Source organism: Sphingobacterium zeae (assembly GCF_030818895.1).
Lineage (GTDB): Bacteria > Bacteroidota > Bacteroidia > Sphingobacteriales > Sphingobacteriaceae > Sphingobacterium > Sphingobacterium zeae.
In genome coordinates, this window is sequence record NZ_JAUTBA010000001.1 from 3,287,159 (window position 1) to 3,310,755 (window position 23,597).

Here is a 23,597-nt window from a genome sequence, read left to right on the forward strand (position 1 = left end):
AACAGAGAATTATTTATATGCTAAAATTAGATCTACTTGTCATTGCTGTCCATCCAGATGATGCTGAACTAGGCGCTGGGGGTGTGATGGCAAAATATGTTGCTCAGGGAAAAAAGGTAGGAATTGTTGATTTGACTCAAGGTGAGCTCGGCACGCGCGGCACAGCAGAGACCCGATCTCAGGAAGCAAAAGATGCCGCAGAAATTTTAGGATTAACCGTTAGGGAGAATCTTGGACTGAGAGATGGTTTCTTTGAAAATGCCGAAATGGAAAAAATGGCGGTCATAAAAGCTATCCGGAAATATCAGCCGGAAATTATTATTACGAACGCCATTACCGACCGCCATCCAGATCACGGAAGGGCAGGACAAATGGTTAACGAAGCCTGTTTTCTAGCTGGTTTGAGGAGAGTGGAAACGTTTGACCAAAACAATCACCCTCAAGATGCTTATCGTCCTCGGCTGGTACTCCAATTTGTACAGGACTACTACATCAAACCTGATGTTGTCATTGATATAACGGATTATTATCCTATTAAAGAAAAATCTGTACTCGCCTATAAAACTCAATTTTACACCGGAGAAAATGTGAACCCGGATGAACCGCAGACCTATATTTCCAATCCCGATTTCATGGAATCAACAGCTGCGAGGGCACGCGAATTTGGACGCTATATCCAGGCGAAATATGCCGAAGGATTTACATCAAAAAAAATATTGGGTGTAGATGATTTATTTCATCTGAAGTAGCGAATAGAATATTTATCAGGCACTATAGTAAAAATAAAAAGTGGAATTATTCCTCTAAAAAATAATTCCACTTTTTATTTTTGCACAAGTGATCTAATTTAATTCTTATTCAAACTGATGGGGATTTTAATTTCGCTAATGTGAATACCATTGAAACAATCATCCTGACAATTATCGGGGACATAGCCTGCAGAAGAAATTAGACCATTGTTTTTGGCTTCGAAATAGACCTTCGAATCTTTTCTTTTTATCAGCCAATCCTTCTTTGCTTTCTCATAAACTTGATCTAGCGTAGACGCTTCATAACCTTCGTCGTGCGAGTTTAACTCGTCCTTGTTTTCTGCCCATTTAGTATCAGTCTGCTCTTGACCATCTGCGAAACGTGTTTTAGCTTCATATAATCTATACTTGACCTGACCGTTAAATACCATTATTGTGGTTTCGCTGTGAGTTCCTGTCCAGGAAGAGCTGGTAACAGTATACTGGTAGGAATTAGCATTCTCCTTTTTAAATTTTTGATAAGCTTCATAACTTTTATCAAATTCAGAAGGATATTCAAAATCTTTACTACAGGAACTAAAAAAACCTGACAGGACCAAAAGCATGGCAATAAAATAGCTACTTTTCATAATTAAGTTATTTAAATCCTCATTAGAACGACGATGCCAAGGCATTTGCTACACTCAGGAAATAAATCCCTTCACATACTGCTTGGTAATTTCATTTTGGGGATTTAACAAAACCTGTTCTGTTGGCCCAAATTCAAGAACTTCACCATTATAAACAAAAAGTATATAGTCTGACACCCGTCGCGCCTGCCGTAGGATATGCGTCACCAAGACGATGGTATAATCCTTCTTCAGTTCGATCAACAACTCCTCAATTTTGGCCGTCGATAATGGGTCCAATGCCGATGTGGATTCATCCCCAAGGATAATTTCAGGTTCCACAGCCAATCCTCTCGCCAAACAGAGCCTTTGCTGCTGACCAATGGACAACCCGCTAGCGGAGTGACTCAAACGATCCTTTACTTCGTCCCATAAAGCAACATTACGTAATTGCGTTTCAACAATCTTATCGAGCTCTTTCTTACTTCGGGTACCATGTATTCGTGGACCATAGGCGACATTATCGTAAATGGACATGGGCAATGGATAAGGTTTCTGTGAAAGCAAGCCCATCTTCTTCCTGATATGCGTTACTTCGGCGTTCTTACCATAAATATCCTCACCATTAACCAGAACGGAACCGGTTATTTCAACCCCCTTAGTATCGTCGACCAACCTATTCAGCGTTTTTAAAAGCGTTGTTTTCCCACATCCCGACGGTCCAATAATAGAAGTTACACTATTGTTTGGCAGCGCAAGGTTGATATTTTTCAGTATATGACGTCCGTCAATATACACGTTGAGATCCTTTATTTCAATATGCGGATCTATCAAGGGATTTACTATCGGCGATTCTTTTGTTTCGATTGAAGGATATGAGTGCATACGACAATAATTAAGATAATGATTGTTAAAACTAAAGCTGAGGCATACGCCCGACCCTGTACTTCGGGGATAGGGCTACTTAACTGAAAAAATATAGATAAAGGTAATGTTGCCGCCGGCTCATCGATATATTTAGGAAGATTATCGCTAAAACCAGTAGTCAATAAAACTCCTGCCACATCACCTATGGCACGACCAAAAGCTAATAAAACAGCTGTAAGTAGACCTGTACGAACACTTCTCAGCATTACCTTGGCCAATTCCCAGCGGGTGGTACCCAGTGAAAGGGTAACATTTTTCAGATCTTCCGGAATGGTCTTGATCAATTCGTCCACAGTACGCACCACAATTGGAATAGTCAGTAGCGTTACTGTAATAATACCCCCCAATAGGGAAGCCCGAATACCCAAATAGACCATAATTCCAAAACCTACAGCACCATACACAATCGAAGGGACGCCATACAATACATCGAACAATAATTTGGAAAACTGTGTTATCCTGGATTGCGTGCCCAAATAGATATTCAGATATAACGAAATCGGAATCCCGATCAGCGCAGAAAGCGCAGTTGAAACACCAGCCAAGTACAGCGAACCCAATATCGCATTTAAAATACCACCTTCCTTTCCGATGTAAAATCCACCTTTAGGCAGCTGACTGACCATTTCCCAATTGAGATAGGGAAGTCCCTTATACAATATCGTGCCGACTATAAAAAACAGCGAGGCTGTTACCGTTATACCCGAAAGATGCATAAAAACTTTAGCCACCTTTTCGCTCAATAGCCGTCTTTTCGTATTATCCACCCTGACCTCCTTCCAGCCGTCTTAATATGAGACGGGAAATTAAATTAAAAATAAATATGATCACAAATAAGAGCAGTGCTGAGAACATCAGCGCTGACTCATACAGAGGTATTGACATCATTTCCCCAAAATTATTCGCAATTAAGGCGGGGATAGGATATCCCGCATCAAATATAGAAGTCGGCACCTTTGCAACATTTCCACAGACCATTAATACCGCTATCGTTTCACCAAAAGCTCTGGATGTAGACAACACGATGGCCGCAACAATCCCTGGTCTAGCTTTTTTGAGTATAACGTGTTTGATCGTGTCCCATTTCGTTGCTCCCAAAGATAGCGAGGCAGCCTTCAGGTCATAAGGAATGGTTTGGAGCACCTCCACCATAATGGAAATCATGATCGGAAAAATCATCACAGCCAATACAATGCCTCCGGCAAGCACTGAATATCCAGCGGTTACAACACCAAAGATCGGTGCAATGTAAAGCTGAATCAACGGTACAATAAACAACACACCCCAGACACCATAAAGCACTGGTGGAATTGCAGCTAAGATATTGACCAGCGGCAGCATCATGTTTTTCAAGGCATCAGATGCATACTCTGTTAGGTACACAGCAGTTAATATACACAGGGGAACTGCAATTACAAGAGAGATCAGCGTAACAGCAAGGGTACCGGCTATAAATGGTAAAAAGCCAAAAGACCCTTTCATCGGTGACCACAGCTTACCCGCTAAAAGCTGAAAAATATCACTGTATTCAAACAAAGGAATCGATTTGACCGTCAAACCAACCGCTATAATAACCACAACTGAAAGTGATACTAGCAAGAGGAGGAAAGTGGTCCGCTTAACGAGGATATCTTTTACGAGACGAGTATTTAGCATGCTATAACTTATTAAGTTCTTCTTTGATCAGTGTTTCATTTAGTGGAACATAACCATTTTCAAGCAACTGCGACTGTGCATCTTTCTGAAGCACAAAAGAGATAAACTCCTTCAAAAGAAGTGATTCGGTCTTATTTCGCGTTACAAAGGTTAACTCTCTTGAAGGCGGAGCGGGATATTTCCCAGTGGCTACAGCCTCGGTCAATTGCGGTAGTGTACCATAAAACTGCTCATCATCTTCAACGTGTCCATTTTTGTTCAGATCCAAAGGAACAACAGCAATACGGTCAAAAACCTTGTTGGTTTTCAGATTGTAGACATAATTAATATTATTAAACCCAATCCCATGTATATCATCTTTAATAGCCTGCGCAATACCTGGGTCACCAAAAATGCCAATACCTTGCAGATCTTCTTGCTTATGACCAAAAAATTTGGCCCAAGTCTCCGCTGCGCCAGCGGCATCAGAACGCACATACACGTTGATAGGATCTGCCGTAAACTGCGGATCAATTTCCTTCCAGGTCTTAAACTTTCGATTTACAAAAATATTCAGCAATTCTTCGCGACTCAAACCACGCTTTAAAATCGCTGGGTAATTCGGGTTGGCCGGATTAATCGTACAGATAACAGCATCTTTTGCCACAATAATCGGAATAGCTCCTTTTTTTATTTCCTGCTCATGTAGATCTCTCGATACCATTCCAATATCAACCATACCTGTCAGCACATCGGCGATTCCTTTTCCAGCACCTCCAGCTGAAATATTAAAGCGAACATTCGGATGTATTTTTTTAAAATCCTCGCTCCATACTACAGCTAACGGATATAGTGCGAAAGCTCCCGATAGCGAAATATTACCTTCATAACCATGCTCCTCTGTATATCCATTCTTCACTTTAGGCGCGCAGGAAGTCAATCTGAACATCATTAAAACACATAAAATAAGCACAATAAAAGGCTTTCTCATCTTTACTCCTAATAGTCTACAGGTTTTGTATATTAATTTTTATAAGGCAAATATATATTAATTTGGTAGATATTATAGAATATTAAAAAAATATTTTTACATTTGACATCGAGAAAAGAATACCAAATCAATAGATTTTATTTGTTATATGCAAAGCTTCCGCACAGAATTAGAAAACCCTATCGTGGAAAAGGAAATTATCGAACTTGAAAAAAAGATTCGATTGTTCCATGAGGGAAAAATTGCCGACGAGAAATTTAGATCGTTGCGTTTGGCTAGGGGGGTTTATGGACAAAGACAACCTGGAGTTCAAATGGTTCGTATCAAACTTCCATTTGGAAAGGTTACCTTCAAGCAATTGCTTAAAATTGCAGCAATATCCGATGAATATGCAAGCAGCAATTTACACCTTACAACACGCCAAGATATACAGATTCATTACGTTAGTTTAGACCGCACTCCCGAGCTTTGGGCGAAGTTAGCTGAAGACGACATTACTTTAAGGGAGGCTTGTGGGAATACAGTCCGTAATGTCACTGCTTCACCAACTTCGGGCATCGATCCAAAGGAACCTTTTGATGTTTCGCCATATGCTCAGGCAACCTTTGAATATTTTTTGCGCAATCCCGTATGTGCGGAAATGGGGCGAAAATTCAAAATGTCATTTTCTGCCAGTGATGAAGATACTGCATTTTCCTATATTCATGACCTTGGTTTTATTCCAAAATTAAAAGTTGTTGATGGTGTGGAAATTCGTGGTTTTAAAGTGCTATTGGGTGGGGGATTGGGATCTCAGCCTTTCTTAGCATCAGTAACTAACGAGTTTCTACCAGAAGATGAACTAATCCCATATATAGAAGCTACACTTCGTGTTTTTGATCGTTATGGCGAAAGAAATAACCGAAATAAAGCTCGATTCAAATACCTTATTCAGAAATTAGGCTTGGAAAGAAGTGCTCAATTTAATTGAAGCCGAAAAAATCGCCACGAAAGTAAAAAGCTATCCGATCGACCAAACCAAAATCCAACAACCCTTATCACCAGACGACAGCCAGCTATCAATTATTGATCTAGACAGCGATTTAAATTATCAGATATGGAAAAACACCAATACATTCGGACAAAAACAAGAAGGATATTACGGTGTCTATGTGCGGGTATCCACGGGCGATATCGGTACAGATAAAGCGCGCGCGTTGGTTGCTGGTCTGAAGGATTTGGTCGCGGACGATATCCGTATCACGCAGAACCAAAGCTTACTGCTAAAATATGCAACAGAAAAGTCACTGCCTCATATTTATCAATTACTTCAATCGTTGGATCTAACGCAGGTCGGTTTCGATAGTACTGCGGATGTAACCACTTGCCCGGGTACGGACACCTGCAATCTAGGCATCTCAAACAGTACCGAAATGGCCCGGGTGATTGAATCTTATATCGCCGAATTTCATCAGGACTTCGTCTTTAATCGCGATTTAAAAATCAAAATTTCGGGCTGTATGAATTCTTGCGGCCAACATGGTCTGGCACATATCGGCTTTCATGGTAGTTCGGTTAAAGCGGCGGGCAAAGTCGTCCCCGCAGCGCAAGTTATGCTTGGGGGTGGAACAATTGGTAATGGTGAAGGGCGTGTTGCCGAGCGTATTATTAAAGTACCAACAAAAAGAGTTTTGCATGTTGTCGAATGGGTGCTCAATGACTATAAGAAAAATGCGGAAGCAAATGAAAATTTCCATGCTTACTACGACAGACAAAGTAAAAATTACTTTTATAATCTTTTAAAACCACTATCGGATTTAACCAATCTTGCAGAGGACGAATTTGTCGACTGGGGACATGAAGGAACTTTCCAGACGGCAATCGGGGTTGGCGAATGTGCAGGTGTCGTGATTGACTTGGTTGCCACGTTGATCTACGAGGCGGAAGAGAAGTTACAATGGGCAAATGAAACATTTCAAGAATCCAAATTCTCGGATGCGATTTATCATGCCTATAATGCCTTCGTACAAGCTGCAAAAGCCTTATTATTAGATAAAGGGGTTAGCGCAAGCACACAAAATATCGTCATCAACGAGTTCCAGGCACATTTCGTCGAAACAGGTGAATATAATTTTGGCCAAACGTTTCCGGAATTAGTGTTACAGATGAGTAAAAATGAACCAACGGAGCATTTTGCAATCAACTACCTTCAGGAAGCAACAAAGTTTATCAATGAAGTCTATCAACGCAAAAATTTAAAACCAATATTGGTGTAGAAGGGAATAGATATGTCAATAAAAGCAAAAGTAACATTAGTAGGAGCAGGACCCGGCGATCCGGATCTGATCAGCCTAAAGGGGATCAAAGCCATAGAAAAAGCAGATGTCATTTTATACGATGCCTTGGTGAATGAAGAATTACTGGATTATGCACAGGCTGAATGCATCAAAATATATGTTGGAAAACGAGCAGAACAACTTTCTACTTCACAGGATGAAATTAATCGCCTTTTGGTAGATTACGCCTTAAACTATGGCCATGTTGTCCGCTTAAAAGGTGGCGATCCCTTTGTTTTCGGTCGTGGCGGGGAAGAAATTGATTACGTACAACAATATGGTATTGAAACGGCAGTTGTGCCAGGTATTTCCTCCGCAATTGGTCTTACCGGACTACAACAACTTCCATTGACTTACCGTGGAATCAGTGAAAGCTTTTGGGTCATAACGGGCTCAAAGTCAGACGGCTCATTATCATCGGACCTTTATTTGGCGGTGGAATCCAACGCTACGGTAGTGATTTTGATGGGGTATGGTAAATTGGCTGAAATCGTAGCCATTTACCGCGAAAGGAATTTACATAACCTGCCTATCGCACTGATTCAAAACGGCTCGTTACCGAATGAAAAGGTTGTACTTGGCACAATAGACAATATTCTTGATGAATCTGTAGAGAAAAGAGTAGGAGTTCCTGCCATCATCGTAATCGGTGATGTTGTCGCGAAACACCGTTCATTTCACGAGATTAAAGAAAAAGCATTAGCATTGTAACCATGAATCAACTCTTTCCCATATTCATTAAACTTAATCAGATCCACACGTTACTTGTCGGGGGAGGAAAAGTTGCGCTGGAGAAATTTGAGGCTTTGGCGTCCAATGACAACGCTTTAAATCTGACCATTGTAGCCAAGGAAATCATCCCCGAATTTGCACAATTATTAAAAGAGTATCCGCAGATTGATCTATACGTCCGCCCATTTGCATCAGAGGATATGATAAACAAGCAGCTCGTCATTGCAGCAACCAATAACATGGAGCTCAACGAGCAGCTGCGTAATTTAACCAGGCAAAATAACATCCTGTTTAATGCAGCAGACAAACCTGAATTGTGTGATTTCTACCTCGGATCTATTGTTAAAAAAGGAAATCTGAAAATCGCCATTTCCACAAACGGAAAGTCACCAACGATAGCTAAGCGCTTGAAAGAGTTGCTAAATGACCTGTTACCGGAGGAAATAGACGAAACATTATCACTCATGAGCACTTATCGGGATCAGCTCAAAGGGGATTTCGAATTTAAAGTAAAGAAGTTGAACGAGCATACAAAAGATATATTAGGTCATGAACGTTAAGGAACTCAAAGAAATTATTGGAGATAAAAAAGGAGTGGAGCTCCTGCAGACCGTGACTTCATTGTTTCCTAAGGAAGTCATTTTCTCAACCTCTTTCGGCATAGAAGATCAGATCATCACGGAGTGGATCGGTAAAAATAATCTGGATATTCAACTTTTCACATTGGATACTGGACGACTGTTTAAAGAAACCTATTCGTTATGGAGCCGTACGCTAGAGCGTTATCCATTGCAGATTAAAGCATACAGTCCTGATAACTCGTTATTGGAAGATTTTATCAGCAAGAAAGGTCCAAATTCGTTTTATGAATCGGTAGAAAACCGCAAAGAGTGCTGTAGAATCAGAAAAATTGAACCGCTACAACGTGCCATCAGCGGAAAGAAAGTTTGGATAACAGGCATACGTTCGGATCAGTCTGTCAATAGACATGATATGGACTTTATCGAATATGATGAGGTCAATCAAATTATCAAAATACATCCTTTGTTTGACTGGACTTTTGAAGCGGTAAAAAAGTACTGTAAGGAGCACTATATTCCATACAATGTATTACATGACAAAGGTTTTCCGAGTATTGGTTGTCAACCCTGTACCCGTGCGATACAAGCGGGAGAAGATTTCCGTGCCGGGCGATGGTGGTGGGAAGATCAAAGTAAAAAAGAATGTGGTTTGCACGCTGTAAAATCATAAAATAGCGAAATACAGACCCAAATTCATCAAATCAAATTTTATTATTTCAGAGAATGGACTATTTAGATCATTTAGAAGCGGAAGCAATATATATTTTAAGAGAGGTCGCCGGACAATTTGAAAAACCAGCGCTATTATTCTCTGGAGGCAAGGACTCCATTACACTGGTCCACTTGGCAAAAAAAGCATTTAGACCCGGTAAATTTCCATTTCCATTAGTTCACATTGACACTGGTCACAATTTCCCCGAAACAATCACTTTCAGGGATTCACTGATTGAGGATATAGGAGAAAAACTTATTGTTGGTTATGTTCAAGACAGCATTGATCAGGGGAAAGTCGTTGAACAAAAAGGAAAAAATGCAAGTCGCAACGCCTTGCAGACAGTTACCTTACTCGATACAATTTCGAAACATGGTTTTGATGCCTGTATCGGTGGCGCACGCCGGGACGAAGAAAAAGCCCGTGCTAAGGAAAGAATCTTCTCCGTGCGTGATGAATTTGGACAATGGGATCCGAAACGCCAAAGGCCTGAGCTGTGGAGCATCTTTAATGGCAAAATAAATAAAGGTGAAAATGTACGCGTGTTTCCCATTTCAAATTGGACCGAGCTCGATGTTTGGAATTATATTAAACGCGAACAGATTGCATTGCCATCTATCTATTTCAGCCATGAACGGGAAGTCATTACGCGCAATGGGCAATTGATGGCTGCCGCCTCATTCTTAAATATCGATGCAGAAGATGTCGTAGAACGCAAATCCGTACGTTTCAGAACGGTAGGCGACATGACTTGTACAGCAGCTGTAGATTCAACGGCAACGGAGTTAGATGATATTATCGCTGAAATCAAGGCCTCAACGGTAAGTGAGCGTGGCGCTAGAATGGACGACAAAGTATCGGAAGCAGCCATGGAAGAACGCAAAAAACAAGGATACTTTTAATTCAAATCAAATACCTGATATTGACAACAATGAATATATTGAAATTTATAACGGCCGGTTCTGTAGATGATGGTAAAAGTACCTTGATTGGCCGATTACTTTACGACACAAACTCCATTTTGGACGACCAATTGGAAGCTATACAACGTGCCAACCGAAAAAATGACGATGGCACGGTAGACTTGGCTATATTGACGGATGGACTTAAAGCTGAACGTGAACAAGGCATAACAATTGACGTAGCCTATAAGTATTTCCAGACTGAACACCGAAAATATATTATAGCCGATGCTCCAGGACATATCCAATACACCAGAAACATGGTCACTGGCGCTTCCAATTCGGATCTTATAATCATTTTGGTTGACGCACGTAAAGGCGTAATAGAGCAAACAAAACGCCATTCGTTTATTGCTAAATTACTGGCGATGAAGCAGGTACTTGTCTGTGTCAACAAGATGGATATGGTCGATTATAGCGCTTCTGTTTTCGAACAGATCAAAGCCGATTATTTAACATTAGCGACCAATCTCGGACTTAAGGATATTGATTTCATACCAGTTTCAGCCTTAAAAGGAGACAATATTGTCCATAAGTCCGAAAGAATGAGTTGGTATGCAGGCGAATCTTTATTGGATTACCTGGAAAATGTGGAAATTCACGAACAGGAAGCGGCCAGTTGGAGGTTTCCCGTCCAATGGGTTGTACGGCCGCAAACCGATGATTTACACGACTATAGAGGTTATGCAGGCCGCGTACTAGGAGAGGGCCTGACGGTTGGTGACAAGGTTATCGTTTATCCAGCAGAAACTTTTAGCACAGTAAAAGCCATCGAATTAAACGGGCAACAACTTCAACGGGCTGAAAGTGGACAATCGGTCATTATCCATCTCAGCGATGATGTCGACATTAGCCGTGGTGACACAATTGCCAGCGTGGAAAACCCACCAAAATTCGAACGTAATATCCAAGCAAATTTGTGCTGGTTTGACAACAAACCTTTGGATACGGATCAAATTTACCTCGTTCAAAGTCACAGCAAATTAACCAAGGTTAAGATCGTAGATGTGTTATACAAATTTGATATCAATACACAGGAAAAAATATATCATGACCCGATCAAACTAAATGATATCGGTCGAATAGCCATTAAATCTGCTGAGAATCTGGTATTTGATTTACAACAGGAAAATGCCGCAAATTCTCAAGCCATTGTTATTGATCCACGCACAAATTTAACAGTCGGCGCATTGATGATCCAAGCTGTAGACTAACAAAGACGATTAATCGTAAATATTCAACCTAAATATTTATTAAGGAACTCAGACCATGTTTGGGTTCCTTTTATTACAACCAACATCCCAGTATTCGGCTTATTATTAAAACCTGCTGATTTACATAAATACTATGGAATCGATACAGAAGGAGCATATCCAAAACTTCTATTTAACATAATATAAATTATAAACAAAACTATGCTAAAAAAGGGTATAGGTTTTACACTAAAGCAGAATCATTTTACACCAAAACAGAATCATGTCCGCTTGTTACCAATAAAAATCGAACAAAATACGGCTAATACATTAATGCACATACATTTCAGCAATAAATAATCGGTTTTAAATGATAAATATAAAGTATGAAATTTCATTAAAATAGATTATTATTTGTAAATAATTAACAAATATTGGTTGTTCGTTAAAAAATACATAAATTAGTGCCAGCCAAAGGGAAATTTTACTAATTAAAACATGTCAAAAAATTATAACGACTTTATCTCCATCGTTGAGAAACGAAATCCAAATGAACCAGAATTCTTACAAGCTGTAAAAGAAGTTACCGAGGACCTTTTTCCTTACATTACAGAAAACCATCCCGAGTTTTTCGAACAAAAGATTCTCGAAAGACTTACTGAACCAGAGCGTATTATATCTTTCCGGGTAACTTGGTTGGACGATAACCATGAAGTACAGGTAAATCGCGGATACCGTGTTCAAATGAACAGTGCTATTGGTCCTTATAAGGGCGGTCTTCGCTTCGCTCCTTCCGTGAACCAAAGCATCCTTAAATTTCTTGCTTTTGAACAGGTATTTAAAAATAGTTTGACCGGGTTGCCAATTGGCGGCGGCAAAGGCGGCTCCGATTTTGATCCCAAAGGAAAATCGGATAATGAGATCATGCGTTTTTGTCAGAGTTTCATGACCGAGCTTTATCGTCATATTGGCGCTGACACAGATGTTCCTGCCGGAGATATTGGTGTTGGAGGACGTGAAATAGGCTATTTATTCGGTCAATTTAAGCGCTTGCAAAATAACTTTACTGGAGTTCTTACCGGTAAAGGTGAGTTGTGGGGCGGTTCTTATATACGTCCAGAAGCCACAGGTTATGGCTTATTGTATTTTGTTGACTGTATTTTCAAACATCAGGGAAAATCATTGAAAGGTAAAGTAGCGACTGTTTCTGGTGCAGGCAACGTAGCATTCTACGCGGTTGAAAAAGCATTACAGCTCGGTGCTAAAGTGATCACAGTATCAAACAGTTTAGGAACATTGTATGATCCGGATGGTTTTGATGCCGAAAAAATGGCCTTTGGAGCGACATTAGGAAGAAGTTTGGATCAATATCCATCCAAATACCCGAATGCTCAGTTCTTCCCAGGCCAAAAGCCTTGGCAATTTAAATGCGATATTGCATTACCTTGTGCAACGCAAAATGAATTGGACGAATCCGATGCTAAAATGCTAGTGGCAAATGGTTGTACCTGTGTAGCCGAAGGTGCTAATATGCCTTCCACAGCGGAAGCTATTAAAGTATTTCTAGATGCAAAGATCAGTTTCGCCCCAGGTAAGGCAGCGAATGCCGGTGGAGTTGCTGTCAGCGGCTTGGAAATGTCTCAAAACTCCATCCGTACACAATGGTGTACCGAAGAGGTCGACAATCGCTTAAAAACCATTATGGAGAGTATCCACGAAACCTGTTTAAAATATGGTAAGGAAAGTGAATTTGTAAATTACTTAAAAGGTGCCAATATTGGTGGCTTTATCAAGGTTGCAAATGCCATGAAAGCCCAAGGTATCGTCTAGAAAGCCTTTTTCTAATCATATCATAATCCCGAGCGCTCAAATGCATTGCATTTGGGCGTTTTTTTATACTTTTATACCAAATTTAAAAACAAGACATTTACATGAGACTAATAGCTGAACTCCCCCATCCTGATTGCAAGATTTCAATTTTTGGCATGAACCAGAAATTCATTATTAAGTTTGAGCAGGGTAATTTAGAGCAATCCTATAAAATTGCAGAAATGGATATCATCGGTGGTGTAAATGGTGTTTTTGATTTGCTTGATGAAGAATTTTTAAAAACTGTGATTGACCAATTCGCATTGATGCGCCAATCCTTTAATAATGCTTATAGTCGATACGAATAACAACAAGCTTATGTTGAATTACCTATATTTTGCAGCATTTTGGGCATGCCAGATTATCTCCTCTATCCTATTTAAGCTCGGGGGAATACATCCAAAATATAAATGGACAGCTTTGATTGTCGGAAATATTATTCTGCTGTCTGCAAGCTGGTTCCTTGTACAGTTATTTAAAAATGTATCTCAGCCAATTGTCATCGCCTTGTGCTCTGGTGGCACTTTCTTGACCGTGCAATTAGCCATGGCACTGTATTTTAAAAGTCCGCTGACCTGGATGCAGGTACTGGGTATGTTTGTCATTATCTCCGGTATGGTGCTGATAACCTTTGGCGGTAAAGAAACGATGTAGCCTCAATTTACAGGACGAAAGCTTCCGTTCGACGCCCAGTTAAACGACCCTATAAATTTTAAAAATTTAAACGAAAATTGGAGCTCACAATTGCAACCTTTTGAGCTCCAATTCATTTTGTCTACAGATAAGCATAGGTGATACCATCACCACCACGGTCTTGATGTTCGTCCTCAAAACGACTAACATGACTATATTTGCGGAGATAATCACGGATAAACTTACGCAAAATACCATCTCCTTTGCCATGGATAATTTTTAGCGATGGATAACCTATCATTACCGCCCTGTCCAGCACGCGTTCCAACTCATGAAGCGCATCCTCCGTTCGCATCCCCCTTAGATCAATTTCAGGCTTAAAGTCCGCCACCGAACCTGCAGATGTTGACCTTGATAAACTTTTGGCAGATTTTTTTCCTTCCCGTCCCACTAGTTTAATCACATTCTTCCGCTTTTGTACGGTACGCAATTCGCCCATAGCAAGAATAAGATTATTTTTAGCAATTTCTACCACCTGTGCCTCAGCACCATTATCTAAAATTTGAACCCAGTCCCCAACAGTTAATTCCGTAGATTCTTGAACGTTTTCTTTGATGGCCTGCTTTGCCGGCTTTTGTTCTTTAGGCAGTACGGCCTGGAGTGCCTGATCTAAGTTATTGCGCAATTCACGGGTCTTTTCTTTATCTGCTTTGACAGATTTAATTTGAGCAACCGTATTTTCAATGAGTTTATTTGAATTCTTTATAATCTGTTGCGCTTCTTCTTTAGCCTTCTTCAGAATAACTTTTTTATTTTCTTCTAGATAGGTTTGAAGTTCCAGGTATTCTGCTTTGAGGGTCTCAAGTTCTTTCTCCCGCTTAATAATCGCTACTTTGGTATCAAACACCTCTTTCTTCTCTCTTTCGAGATCAATCAAAAGGTTGTCAACTTTCTTTTGCTCCACACCAATTTTGCTTTTCGCAGACGACAATATTTCCTTGCCTAAGCCAATTTTTTGAGCAATTTCAAATGCATACGAACTTCCCGGTTTACCGATCTGCAGAATATACATTGGTTTCATTTCGCGGTTGTCAAATAACATCGAAGCATTCTCTAAACCGGGCGAATTGCTCGCAAATACCTTCAGATTAGAATAGTGTGTCGTCACTACGCCTCTAATCTGCTTTTTATTGAGCGATTCTAATACCGCTTCAGCGATAGGTCCACCAAACAAAGGATCGGTACCGGTTCCAAACTCATCGATTAAAACCAAGGTACGCCCATTGGCAAATTCCGTAAAATATTTCATTTTAGAGAGATGCGCACTATAGGTACTTAAATCACTTTCTATCGATTGATCATCCCCTATATCTGCAAATATCTGCTTAAAAACGCCCACTTTCGTCGTTGGGTCTGCAGGAATTAATAGCCCAGATTGCACCATGATCTGCAATAGGCCTACCGTTTTCATGCAGACGGATTTACCCCCTGCATTTGGTCCCGAAACAACAATTACACGCTGGACATCGTCAATTTGTATATTCAGCGGCACAACAGTATGATGGTGATTCAATAATAAAAGTGGATGCCTAGCATTCACCAAATTAATCTCCACTTCTTTAGACAATTCGGGCATTTCAGCCTCAATATCCAAAGCAAAAAGTGCTTTTGCACGTACAAAATCTACTTTTGTCAGTAGTCCATGATAAGAAAGCAACAACGGAAGGTGCGGACGAACTTTATTGGTCAATTCCACTAGGATACGAATCACTTCTCGTCGGCGTTCAAATTCTAAATCTCTAATTTTATTGTTGAGCTGAAAGACTTCTTCAGGCTCTATATAAGCCGTTTGACCTGTAGCAGATTCATCATGGATCAGACCTTTAAGCTTTCTTTTATTCTCCGCTAAGACGGGAATACAAAGCCTTCCATCGCGGATGGTAAGATTGCCATCGGCGGTCCATCCACTATCCTGCGCACTTTTAAAGATACTGTTAATGCGCTTTAAAGCTTCCTGCTCGGCCTTTTGAATCTGTTGCGTGATCTCCAGCAGCAATCGCGAAGCATTATTTTTGAGCTTTCCACGCTCGTCGATCACCATTTCGATATCGCGAATAATGCCTTTCTCTATCGGTAAATGTTCAAAGAGAATCTCAAGATTGGGATAAAGCCCCTCACGTTCGTTAAAATAACGGATGATAGCGTAGACAGTCTTTAATGAAAGTAATACTTTAAAGAACTCCTCTTCAAGCAAAAAAGCTCCCTCTACCCGAGCTTTTTCGATAATGGACCGAAGTGGAAAAAAATTCTCGACAGGAAATGCACTGTCATTCACCAGAAGGTCTTTAAACTCACTGGTCTGTCGTAAAAATCGATCAATCTGATCAAAACGGGTCTGCGGTTGAATTTTATCTACCAAATCCCTACCCGATTCGCTCAAGCATTTTTGTCTTATTTTATCTTTTATCTCGGAAAATCCGAGCTTATCTATTGCATTTATTGGATATACCATAGAAATCATATTCGTTGAATGGTTAAAGTTTTACCGGAGGCTTCATTTGCCTCGGCGGACTGAGCACTGGTCCTCTGTCCAGTTCTGTCGTTGGTAACTGCCGAAGTGGAACCTCCTTCGGTGTTCGTATAGTATCCTTACCCGAAATACTCCCTGCGCCCGAAGACGCATCAACTGGTAAAGTTGGACTGCCTACAGCTAGTTGATTCATAAGATAACCATCTACACTGATACCGGTTTTCATTTGGAAATAGCGATTAAAAGACGAAGCGGCTTCTCTAAAACTCAATTTTGCTGTATCTGGAGTATAATGAATAAGTGCGGCAATTCTTTCCTGATAAGCCTGTTGCGCACGCATAACCCGATTGGTACTATCCTGAATACGTACATTAACAATCGAGTCTCTGCTACGGATAGAATCTTGTTTTCTCCTATCAATATCTGCATAAAACTTATTTTCTTTCGTTAGATTTTCTTCCACTTTTTTATAAATAGCAGACATGACTTCTGCATCCTTTCCATAATAGTCCAGATTTTTTTTAAAAGAAACGGAATCCAAACCATATTTATCGAAGGTAACTTGGTACAAAGGCAATATGACTTTGCGCGCGCTGTCGATAGGCAAAATATTGAGGTATGAATCTGTCAATTGAATTTCGGTAAGTGCATCCACAAACTCACTTTCGGAGATAATATCTTTGCCCCCTGTACGTACACAGGCAGCAAATAAAAAAATGACTGCAAGTAGATTCAGTATTAATCGTAGCATTTCGTAGTTTTGTACAAATTTACAAAAAGCACCGACATTTGGCACTTTTTACATCATCAAAACTATATCGGAAATGAGTATTGCTAGTAATTTAGAAGCGTTAAGATTGGAGACTGAAGCTGTCGGCGTACAACTTGTGGCTGTATCGAAGACAAAATCCAACTCAGATATCATGGAAGCCTATGAGGCCGGACAACGTATTTTTGGCGAAAACCACGTTCAAGAGTTGGTTGAGAAAGCGGAGCTTTTACCCAAAGATATTCAGTGGCATATGATTGGCCATCTTCAAACGAATAAGGTCAAGTATATTGCTCCTTTCATCAGTCTAATTGCCTCTGTTGATTCGCTCAAATTATTGAAGGAAATTAACAAACATGCTCAAAAATCCAAACGCACCATAGATTGTCTTTTACAAGTTTATATTGCTGAGGAAGACACCAAGTTTGGTTTTGATCATGCTGAACTCATCGAACTGCTCCGCGACGATGAATTTCTTGCATTGAAGAACATCCGTATTTGCGGTTTGATGGGGATAGCCTCCAATACCGATAACCAGAAAGTAATAAAAGCTGAATTCTATGAGCTTAAAATGTTGTTTGATGGGGTAAAAGCAAGTTTCTACAGAAAAGATGAACATTTCAACATTCTTTCCATGGGCATGTCCTCCGACTATAAATTGGCGATAGGCGAAGGTTCGACCATGGTGCGTATAGGAAGTACAATCTTTGGAAAAAGAGTAATCAAACACTTTAAAAACAATGACTAAACCACTTATAAGAGAAGCTATTAAATCTGACTGCCCACGGATGCTCGAATTGATCAATGAACTGGCCATCTTCGAAAAAGCACCCGATGAGGTCACGGTCTCACTTTCTGAGTTTGAGGATGCAGGATTTGGAAAATCCCCTGTCTGGGGTGCATTTGTCGCAGAAGTAGCGGGCGAAATTGTCGGCATTTCATTATATTATACCAGATATTCAACCTGGAAAGGCCGAAGACTCTATTTGGAAGATCTAATTGTGACAGAAAATATGCGCGGATCAGGAATTGGAAAACTACTTTTCGATCAGACGCTGGCCCACGGCAAACAGTGCGGTTACCATGGCATGGTATGGCAGGTCTTAGACTGGAATGAACCGGCCATTAAGTTTTATGAAAAATATAAAGCGGACTTTGATGCCGGATGGCTCAATGTATCCATTACTTATTAAATAACGGAGATAATCAGTTCAATGCGGTTTCATTTTTCCTTAAAAATTTTAGTTATCAGCTATCTGTTTTACGCTTGCAATGGCCAAAGTGCACCTGCTGATGGTATTCAACTTGCAGATACACTCTCCTATAGTAAAAAAAGCATAGACGAGCATAGCAATTATTTTCTAAAGGAAGAAAATCGACTGGACACGACGTATTTTCGCGCAAAATATCCTGTTTTTGCGGAAGATAAGATCAATGATCTCATTACCGATATTGTTCATCTCGAAGGCGATACCAGTATGCAGGAGGCTGCCCATCGTTTTATTAATGCTTACAATGAATATGTAGAGGATAATAACGGCAGATCTACGGCAACCTGGAACCGGCAGCTACAGGTCGATGTGATCGCCAATACGCCAGTTTTTCTGGGTATTAGAACCCAACAAGAAGAGTATACGGGCGGTGCGCATGGTGACCACTTTACCCTTTATTCAAATTTCGATAGACAGTCAAACAAACAGATTGTGATTGATGACATTATTCAATCACAGCATAAAGATGAGTTTGTCAAAATCGCTGAGCAATATTTCCGTACAAAGGAAGGGTTAAGTAGCGATGAACTATTAAATGGAAAGTATTTTTTTGAAGACGGTAAGTTTGCGCTCGCAGCTAATTTTACGTTCGAAAAAGACGACATCCTATTTCATTACAATGTTTATGAAATCAAATCCTATGCTGAAGGGATGACTGAATTGCGCATTCCCTACGCCGCTTTCAGGCATTTGATTTCAGACAAAGGATTACAGTATATTCATAGTATTAAATAGCAATCAACTAAACTAATAAATAAATGCAGGTTTTTAAATTTGGAGGTGCATCCGTCAAGGATGCTGAAAGTGTCAGAAACTCAGCACGGATTATCTCAAAATACAAAGGCGACGCCTTGCTCGTTGTCATATCCGCTATGGGAAAGATGACCAACCTTCTCGAAAGATTGACCAAAGAATATGTTAATAACACGGGCAACCCACAGCAGACACTGGATGAGGCCAAACAATTTCACTTTCATATCCTTCAAGAATTATTTCCTGAGGGTGAACACCCGATATTTGATGAAGTCGCAAACTGTTTTGTCGAGATCGAGTGGATTTTAGAGGAGGAGCCTCAAGATTCATACGACTATCTTTTCGATCAAATTGTATCGATGGGTGAAATTATCTCCACAAAAATCGTTGCGGCCTATGTAGCTTCGATTGGTGAAAAAGTAAAATGGCTCGATGCACGTGATTATATATTCACGGACAATACCTATCGTGAGGCTGTCGTCGACTGGAACAAAACGGAAGAAAAAATTCGCGCAGAGCTCCCCGCTATTCTCGACGAATACATTGTCATCACACAAGGATTTTTGGGCTCTACTTCGGAGAATTTCACAACCACCTTAGGCCGTGAAGGGTCTGACTATTCTGCAGCAATATTTGCATCCTGTTTAAATGCCGAAAACGTAACGATCTGGAAAGATGTACCGGGGGTACTCAATGCCGATCCCAAATGGTTTGAAAAGACTGAACTCATTCCTGAATTATCTTATACCGATGCGATAGAGCTTACCTATTATGGTGCAACGGTCATCCATCCGAAAACCATCAAGCCCTTACAGAATAAGAAAATTGCATTGAATGTACGCTCTTTTGTCGATCCTGACTCGCCAGGAACAATGATCAGGAGTACGAATCAGACTTTGCCCGTTCCGTCTTTCATCTTTAAGGTGAACCAGATTTTCATTTCAATCTCGCCAAGGGATTTCTCCTTTATCGTGGAAGATAATTTAAGGGACATTTTCAATCTATTCCATGAGCACCGTATCAAAATAAATATGATGCATAATACAGCCATCAATTTCACCGTTTCGGTAGACGATACAGGAAAAAATCTGGTGGACTTAATTAACGAGCTCGAGCAGCGATTCAAAGTCAAATATGAATCGGGACTTGAACTGATTACTATTCGCTATTACAACCAGGAGACCATTGATCGAGTTCTGGTTGATAAGGAGGTGATAAGCGAACTAAAAGACACCTATACTTGCCAGCTTCTCGTAAAGAAAATATAAATGAATACACTGATCCTTCAAGAGGAGATTCAGCAGTTTCTGGATAGAAACGCGGAGCAGTCTCCTGCTAAAATTGCACTTAAAAAATCTCCTTTTGAAGGAATATCGCCGTCCGAGCTTGCTACTCAACTGGACGGGAAGCAACGCGCAAGCACAAAAATCCCCCTGTGGGCCAATACGCCAGGAATCTATTTTCCCCCCAAGCTTAACTTGGAGCAATGTTCTTCGGAGAAAACAGCATTATTTAAAAGCACACTGATAAATGAGGGAACGCACTTAGTGGATGTCACCAGTGGTTTTGGTGTAGATAGCTTTTACTTCTCAAAACGGGCCGCACAGGTTACTGCCTGTGAATTAAATCCTGAATTGGCAGCCATCTCAAAACATAATGCGGCTGTATTAGCGGCAGACAATCTTCACGTCATTGCCGCTAACGGTGTGGATTACATCCTCAATGACGCAACCAAACGATTCGATTACATCTACCTGGATCCCTCCCGAAGAGTTCAAAACAAAAAAGTGTTCCTATTGGATGAATGCGAACCTAATTTAGTCCGGTTGCAGGATGACTTTTTCCGGCACTCGGATAGCATTATCAGCAAACTTGCACCACTACTTGACATCACTTCCGCCCTACAGCAATTGCGGTATGTCAAAGATGTGTATGTGCTGTCGCTGCAGAATGACTGCAAAGAACTTATTTTCGTGCAAGAAATAGGATATGAGGGTGAAGCTGCCATTCATGCTGTGCGGTTATTCCATGGGCAACAACAGGTCGTATCCTTTACCTATGAAAGTGAACGCGCCGTGGTTAATGAATACAGTGAACCACTGTCCTATTTGTATGAACCAGATGTTGCACTTTCCAAAGCAGGAGCCTTTAAAACCATTGGACAGCTATTTGATGTCAAAAAATTACATAAAAACACGCACCTCTACACTTCAGATAAACAGATTGAAAATTTTCCAGGCAAAACATTCGTTATAAAGCAAGTGGAGTCCTTCAGTGATTTCAAAAAAAATAAACAGTCAATGCAAGCAGGGATTATTGCCAAAAATTTTCCGCTCAAAACAGCAGAAATCAAGAAGAAGTTCAAAATCAGAGATGGAGGAAATTCGTTCCTATTCTTTACGACAACCGTCAATGATCAATTTAGTGTCATACATACACAACGAATTTTAGAATAGACATTTTCATTACAATTGTCGAAAATCTTCTCCGTAATTTTAATGCATGGATAAAATAGCATTATCAGCATTGGATTTGGCTCCTATAAAAAAAGGAGAAAATACAGCTAGCGCATTGGCCCGTACGGTCAAAATTGCCCAACATATAGAACAACTGGATTTTAAGAGGATTTGGGTTGCAGAGCATCACAATATGGAATATATCGCGAGTTCAGCAACATCCCTTTTGATACAACATATTGCATCAAACACAAACCGTATTCGTGTAGGATCTGGCGGAATAATGTTGCCAAATCATTCCCCCTTGGTTATTGCAGAGCAGTTTGGAACTTTAGAAACCTTATTTCCGGGCCGTATTGACCTCGGTTTAGGACGTGCTCCAGGTACAGACCAACTAACGGCAATGGCTTTACGCAGAAACAACCTAAATACCGCCTTTCAATTTCCTCAAGAAGTGAAAGATCTGCAACGTTACTTTAGCGCAAACAATTTCGATGCAAAAGTACGTGCCTTTCCGGGTGAAGGTTTGGATATACCCCTGTACATTTTGGGATCAAGTACCGACAGTGCCTATCTGGCGGCAAGCTTAGGGCTTCCTTATGCTTTTGCGACACATTTTGCACCAGCGCAATTTGCTTCGGCAAGTATGATCTATCATCAAAACTTCGTCCCATCTGACGTGCTGGAGAAACCTTATTTTATGTCGTGCGTCAATGTTATCGCCGCAGACAGCAACGAAGAAGCAGAATTTTTAGCCACCAGTTTCTTCAATCTCTTTGCTGGCATCGTCACAAATACAAGAAGACCATTATCAGAACCCACTCCGGAGGTAATTTACAAAGGTATACCGGCAATAGAGCAAGCTGTCAAGAGTATGGCTTCATGTGCTTTCATTGGTGACAAAGCCAATATACGTCCACAAATAGAGAAATTTGTAAAAGACCACAAAGTAGATGAAATTATCGCTACTTCCTATATTTTCGACGATGAAAAATGCCTTAAGTCATTTTCCTTGTTAAAAGAAGCACTCGCTTAAAAAATCGCTCGATTTATATACGGTGAATTTTATATATTTAAACTAAATTCACCGTATATGAATATCTATAATGCCTTTGCACTTCTAATGGGACTTTTTTCCCTCCAAGCATGCACGAATCCCACTTCTCAACAGGTCGGTGGAAAATCCGACACGGACAAAGCCACTGACACATTGTCCCAAGTTGTTGTGGACAGCAGTACAGTTGACCAACCCTCCATAGCAGATCCAAAGAAGGGACAGATTTTGCTCGTGCGTAGCTACCGCGTTTGGGAAAAGCAAGATCCTACAGCTGTTTTAAATAAGGATTGGTACGACCTTTATGAAGAAAATGGCAAATATTATCTCGAGAAAGTTGATTATGAAATAAAAGACGGTTATGACGAGTGTGCCGGCGTTCCAACTCGAAGCATTGAATCACGAAGAAATTCATTGCTGTTCCTAAAGTTGGAAGGACTGCAAGCCGGTGCATTAGAAAATTTAAAAGTTACTCATTCCGAAATATGGCCTCAAGAATCGGTCGAATATGCGTATAAAAATCAAAAAGTTACCCTGCGGGGATTGGGAACTATTAAATCCACAGAGGTGCAAACCGATGACAAAGGTCACGAGAAATTATTCCATGAGGTGACCAATTACAAACTACGCTACCTTTCAAATAAAGAAAACAAAGAAAAAACCCTATTTCATATTGATCAATATGATGATGTATTTATGTCAACACTTTTTGTTGGGGATATCGACCGGGACGGTGTTTTGGATTTTATCTTTTCTAATCCGCGTCACTATGAGGAGGAAGCAATGCTTCTATTCTTATCCAATCATGGCAATGCACTCACTTTTGAAGCTGATGCACAATTTGATTGTTAAAGCTG

Annotated in this window: 23 protein-coding genes and 1 pseudogene; 17 read left to right on the top strand and 7 right to left on the bottom strand. The window is 40.4% G+C overall.

Going from position 1 to position 23,597, the window contains the following annotated elements; translation table 11 throughout:
• Positions 1-17: 17 nt before the first annotated feature.
• Entirely contained in the window at positions 18-749 is a 732-nt protein-coding gene (bshB1, locus tag QE382_RS13785; protein ID WP_307186408.1) for a bacillithiol biosynthesis deacetylase BshB1, read from the top strand.
• 98 nt (positions 750-847) lie between these two features.
• On the opposite strand, the gene QE382_RS13790 is transcribed toward bshB1, so the two are convergent.
• From QE382_RS13790 to QE382_RS13810, 5 genes are read right to left on the bottom strand one after another with little or no spacing between them, the layout of a single operon-like run.
• The gene (locus QE382_RS13790) at positions 848-1,378 is read right to left on the bottom strand and encodes a hypothetical protein (protein WP_307186409.1); all 531 of its coding nucleotides are present in this window, start codon (positions 1,376-1,378) and stop codon (positions 848-850) included.
• 54 nt (positions 1,379-1,432) lie between these two features.
• On the bottom strand, positions 1,433-2,242 hold the full coding sequence (locus QE382_RS13795) for a phosphate ABC transporter ATP-binding protein (RefSeq protein WP_307186410.1): 810 nt from the start codon (positions 2,240-2,242) through the stop codon (positions 1,433-1,435).
• The gene (locus tag QE382_RS13800; RefSeq protein ID WP_307186411.1) at positions 2,200-3,051 is read right to left on the bottom strand and encodes a PstA family ABC transporter permease; all 852 of its coding nucleotides are present in this window, start codon (positions 3,049-3,051) and stop codon (positions 2,200-2,202) included. The genes QE382_RS13795 and QE382_RS13800 overlap by 43 nt, the downstream gene beginning before the upstream one ends.
• On the bottom strand, positions 3,044-3,940 hold the full coding sequence (gene pstC, locus QE382_RS13805; RefSeq protein WP_307186412.1) for a phosphate ABC transporter permease subunit PstC: 897 nt from the start codon (positions 3,938-3,940) through the stop codon (positions 3,044-3,046). The genes QE382_RS13800 and pstC overlap by 8 nt, the downstream gene beginning before the upstream one ends.
• A gap of 1 nt (position 3,941) precedes the next feature.
• Positions 3,942-4,910, bottom strand: a complete 969-nt coding sequence (locus QE382_RS13810) for a PstS family phosphate ABC transporter substrate-binding protein (protein WP_307186413.1) — start codon at positions 4,908-4,910, stop codon at positions 3,942-3,944.
• Between the two features lie 148 nt (positions 4,911-5,058).
• On the opposite strand from QE382_RS13810, the pseudogene QE382_RS13815 reads away from it, so the two are divergent.
• The 9 genes and pseudogenes from QE382_RS13815 to QE382_RS13855 all read left to right on the top strand — a co-directional run bounded on the left by QE382_RS13815 (position 5,059) and on the right by QE382_RS13855 (position 13,928).
• Positions 5,059-7,165 (top strand): annotated as a pseudogene (locus QE382_RS13815) (ferredoxin-like domain-containing protein).
• Positions 7,166-7,177: 12 nt separating this feature from the next.
• Positions 7,178-7,936: a uroporphyrinogen-III C-methyltransferase gene (gene cobA / locus QE382_RS13820; protein WP_307186414.1), complete on the top strand. Its 759-nt coding sequence runs from the start codon at positions 7,178-7,180 to the stop codon at positions 7,934-7,936.
• A 2-nt stretch (positions 7,937-7,938) separates the two neighbouring features.
• Entirely contained in the window at positions 7,939-8,517 is a 579-nt protein-coding gene (locus QE382_RS13825) for a precorrin-2 dehydrogenase/sirohydrochlorin ferrochelatase family protein (protein ID WP_307186415.1), read from the top strand.
• Positions 8,507-9,208, top strand: coding sequence for a phosphoadenylyl-sulfate reductase (locus QE382_RS13830; protein ID WP_307186416.1), 702 nt, complete (start codon positions 8,507-8,509; stop codon positions 9,206-9,208). The genes QE382_RS13825 and QE382_RS13830 overlap by 11 nt, the downstream gene beginning before the upstream one ends.
• 53 nt (positions 9,209-9,261) lie before the next feature.
• Entirely contained in the window at positions 9,262-10,152 is an 891-nt protein-coding gene (gene cysD / locus QE382_RS13835) for a sulfate adenylyltransferase subunit CysD (protein ID WP_307186417.1), read from the top strand.
• Between the two features lie 29 nt (positions 10,153-10,181).
• Entirely contained in the window at positions 10,182-11,426 is a 1,245-nt protein-coding gene (locus QE382_RS13840) for a sulfate adenylyltransferase subunit 1 (RefSeq protein ID WP_307186418.1), read from the top strand.
• Between the two features lie 477 nt (positions 11,427-11,903).
• Complete coding sequence (gene gdhA, locus QE382_RS13845) at positions 11,904-13,235, top strand: NADP-specific glutamate dehydrogenase (RefSeq protein ID WP_307186419.1); 1,332 nt, start codon at positions 11,904-11,906, stop codon at positions 13,233-13,235.
• A gap of 101 nt (positions 13,236-13,336) precedes the next feature.
• Complete coding sequence (locus QE382_RS13850) at positions 13,337-13,582, top strand: hypothetical protein (protein WP_307186420.1); 246 nt, start codon at positions 13,337-13,339, stop codon at positions 13,580-13,582.
• Positions 13,583-13,592: 10 nt separating this feature from the next.
• Positions 13,593-13,928 (top strand): hypothetical protein, encoded by a 336-nt coding sequence (locus tag QE382_RS13855; RefSeq protein WP_307186421.1) that lies wholly within the window; start codon positions 13,593-13,595, stop codon positions 13,926-13,928.
• Between the two features lie 121 nt (positions 13,929-14,049).
• Here QE382_RS13855 and QE382_RS13860 read toward each other — a convergent pair whose 3' ends face one another.
• Both QE382_RS13860 and QE382_RS13865 read right to left on the bottom strand, forming a co-directional pair.
• Positions 14,050-16,419 (bottom strand): endonuclease MutS2, encoded by a 2,370-nt coding sequence (locus QE382_RS13860; RefSeq protein WP_307186422.1) that lies wholly within the window; start codon positions 16,417-16,419, stop codon positions 14,050-14,052.
• A gap of 22 nt (positions 16,420-16,441) precedes the next feature.
• Entirely contained in the window at positions 16,442-17,188 is a 747-nt protein-coding gene (locus tag QE382_RS13865; protein WP_307186423.1) for a DUF4296 domain-containing protein, read from the bottom strand.
• 73 nt (positions 17,189-17,261) lie between these two features.
• Between QE382_RS13865 and QE382_RS13870 the strand changes: the two genes are divergently transcribed.
• From QE382_RS13870 to QE382_RS13900, 7 genes are read left to right on the top strand one after another with little or no spacing between them, the layout of a single operon-like run.
• Entirely contained in the window at positions 17,262-17,954 is a 693-nt protein-coding gene (locus QE382_RS13870) for a YggS family pyridoxal phosphate-dependent enzyme (protein ID WP_307186424.1), read from the top strand.
• Positions 17,947-18,399 carry a GNAT family N-acetyltransferase gene (locus QE382_RS13875; RefSeq protein WP_307186425.1) on the top strand — a complete coding sequence of 151 codons (453 nt, stop codon included), beginning with the start codon at positions 17,947-17,949 and terminating at the stop codon, positions 18,397-18,399. Before QE382_RS13870 ends, QE382_RS13875 begins: the two co-directional genes overlap by 8 nt.
• A 21-nt stretch (positions 18,400-18,420) precedes the next feature.
• On the top strand, positions 18,421-19,212 hold the full coding sequence (locus QE382_RS13880; protein WP_307186426.1) for a DUF3298 and DUF4163 domain-containing protein: 792 nt from the start codon (positions 18,421-18,423) through the stop codon (positions 19,210-19,212).
• A gap of 23 nt (positions 19,213-19,235) precedes the next feature.
• Complete coding sequence (locus QE382_RS13885) at positions 19,236-20,498, top strand: aspartate kinase (RefSeq protein WP_307186427.1); 1,263 nt, start codon at positions 19,236-19,238, stop codon at positions 20,496-20,498.
• The gene (locus QE382_RS13890) at positions 20,499-21,686 is read left to right on the top strand and encodes a THUMP-like domain-containing protein (RefSeq protein WP_307186428.1); all 1,188 of its coding nucleotides are present in this window, start codon (positions 20,499-20,501) and stop codon (positions 21,684-21,686) included.
• A gap of 46 nt (positions 21,687-21,732) precedes the next feature.
• Entirely contained in the window at positions 21,733-22,722 is a 990-nt protein-coding gene (locus QE382_RS13895) for an LLM class flavin-dependent oxidoreductase (protein ID WP_307186429.1), read from the top strand.
• A gap of 57 nt (positions 22,723-22,779) precedes the next feature.
• Entirely contained in the window at positions 22,780-23,592 is an 813-nt protein-coding gene (locus tag QE382_RS13900) for a hypothetical protein (protein WP_307186430.1), read from the top strand.
• Positions 23,593-23,597: the final 5 nt, after the last annotated feature.

Excerpts from the sequence above, each read along its gene's own strand:
- bshB1 (WP_307186408.1), top strand. The coding sequence starts at position 18 with ATGCTAAAATTAGATCTACTTGTCATTGCTGTCCATCCAGATGATGCT.
- QE382_RS13790 (WP_307186409.1), bottom strand. The coding sequence starts at position 1,378 with ATGAAAAGTAGCTATTTTATTGCCATGCTTTTGGTCCTGTCAGGTTTT.
- QE382_RS13795 (WP_307186410.1), bottom strand. The coding sequence starts at position 2,242 with ATGCACTCATATCCTTCAATCGAAACAAAAGAATCGCCGATAGTAAAT.
- pstC (WP_307186412.1), bottom strand. The coding sequence starts at position 3,940 with ATGCTAAATACTCGTCTCGTAAAAGATATCCTCGTTAAGCGGACCACT.
- QE382_RS13810 (WP_307186413.1), bottom strand. The coding sequence starts at position 4,910 with ATGAGAAAGCCTTTTATTGTGCTTATTTTATGTGTTTTAATGATGTTC.
- cobA (WP_307186414.1), top strand. The coding sequence starts at position 7,178 with ATGTCAATAAAAGCAAAAGTAACATTAGTAGGAGCAGGACCCGGCGAT.
- QE382_RS13825 (WP_307186415.1), top strand. The coding sequence starts at position 7,939 with ATGAATCAACTCTTTCCCATATTCATTAAACTTAATCAGATCCACACG.
- QE382_RS13830 (WP_307186416.1), top strand. The coding sequence starts at position 8,507 with ATGAACGTTAAGGAACTCAAAGAAATTATTGGAGATAAAAAAGGAGTG.
- cysD (WP_307186417.1), top strand. The coding sequence starts at position 9,262 with ATGGACTATTTAGATCATTTAGAAGCGGAAGCAATATATATTTTAAGA.
- QE382_RS13840 (WP_307186418.1), top strand. The coding sequence starts at position 10,182 with ATGAATATATTGAAATTTATAACGGCCGGTTCTGTAGATGATGGTAAA.
- gdhA (WP_307186419.1), top strand. The coding sequence starts at position 11,904 with ATGTCAAAAAATTATAACGACTTTATCTCCATCGTTGAGAAACGAAAT.
- QE382_RS13850 (WP_307186420.1), top strand. The coding sequence starts at position 13,337 with ATGAGACTAATAGCTGAACTCCCCCATCCTGATTGCAAGATTTCAATT.
- QE382_RS13855 (WP_307186421.1), top strand. The coding sequence starts at position 13,593 with ATGTTGAATTACCTATATTTTGCAGCATTTTGGGCATGCCAGATTATC.
- QE382_RS13860 (WP_307186422.1), bottom strand. The coding sequence starts at position 16,419 with ATGGTATATCCAATAAATGCAATAGATAAGCTCGGATTTTCCGAGATA.
- QE382_RS13865 (WP_307186423.1), bottom strand. The coding sequence starts at position 17,188 with ATGCTACGATTAATACTGAATCTACTTGCAGTCATTTTTTTATTTGCT.
- QE382_RS13870 (WP_307186424.1), top strand. The coding sequence starts at position 17,262 with ATGAGTATTGCTAGTAATTTAGAAGCGTTAAGATTGGAGACTGAAGCT.
- QE382_RS13875 (WP_307186425.1), top strand. The coding sequence starts at position 17,947 with ATGACTAAACCACTTATAAGAGAAGCTATTAAATCTGACTGCCCACGG.
- QE382_RS13880 (WP_307186426.1), top strand. The coding sequence starts at position 18,421 with ATGCGGTTTCATTTTTCCTTAAAAATTTTAGTTATCAGCTATCTGTTT.
- QE382_RS13885 (WP_307186427.1), top strand. The coding sequence starts at position 19,236 with ATGCAGGTTTTTAAATTTGGAGGTGCATCCGTCAAGGATGCTGAAAGT.
- QE382_RS13890 (WP_307186428.1), top strand. The coding sequence starts at position 20,499 with ATGAATACACTGATCCTTCAAGAGGAGATTCAGCAGTTTCTGGATAGA.
- QE382_RS13895 (WP_307186429.1), top strand. The coding sequence starts at position 21,733 with ATGGATAAAATAGCATTATCAGCATTGGATTTGGCTCCTATAAAAAAA.
- QE382_RS13900 (WP_307186430.1), top strand. The coding sequence starts at position 22,780 with ATGAATATCTATAATGCCTTTGCACTTCTAATGGGACTTTTTTCCCTC.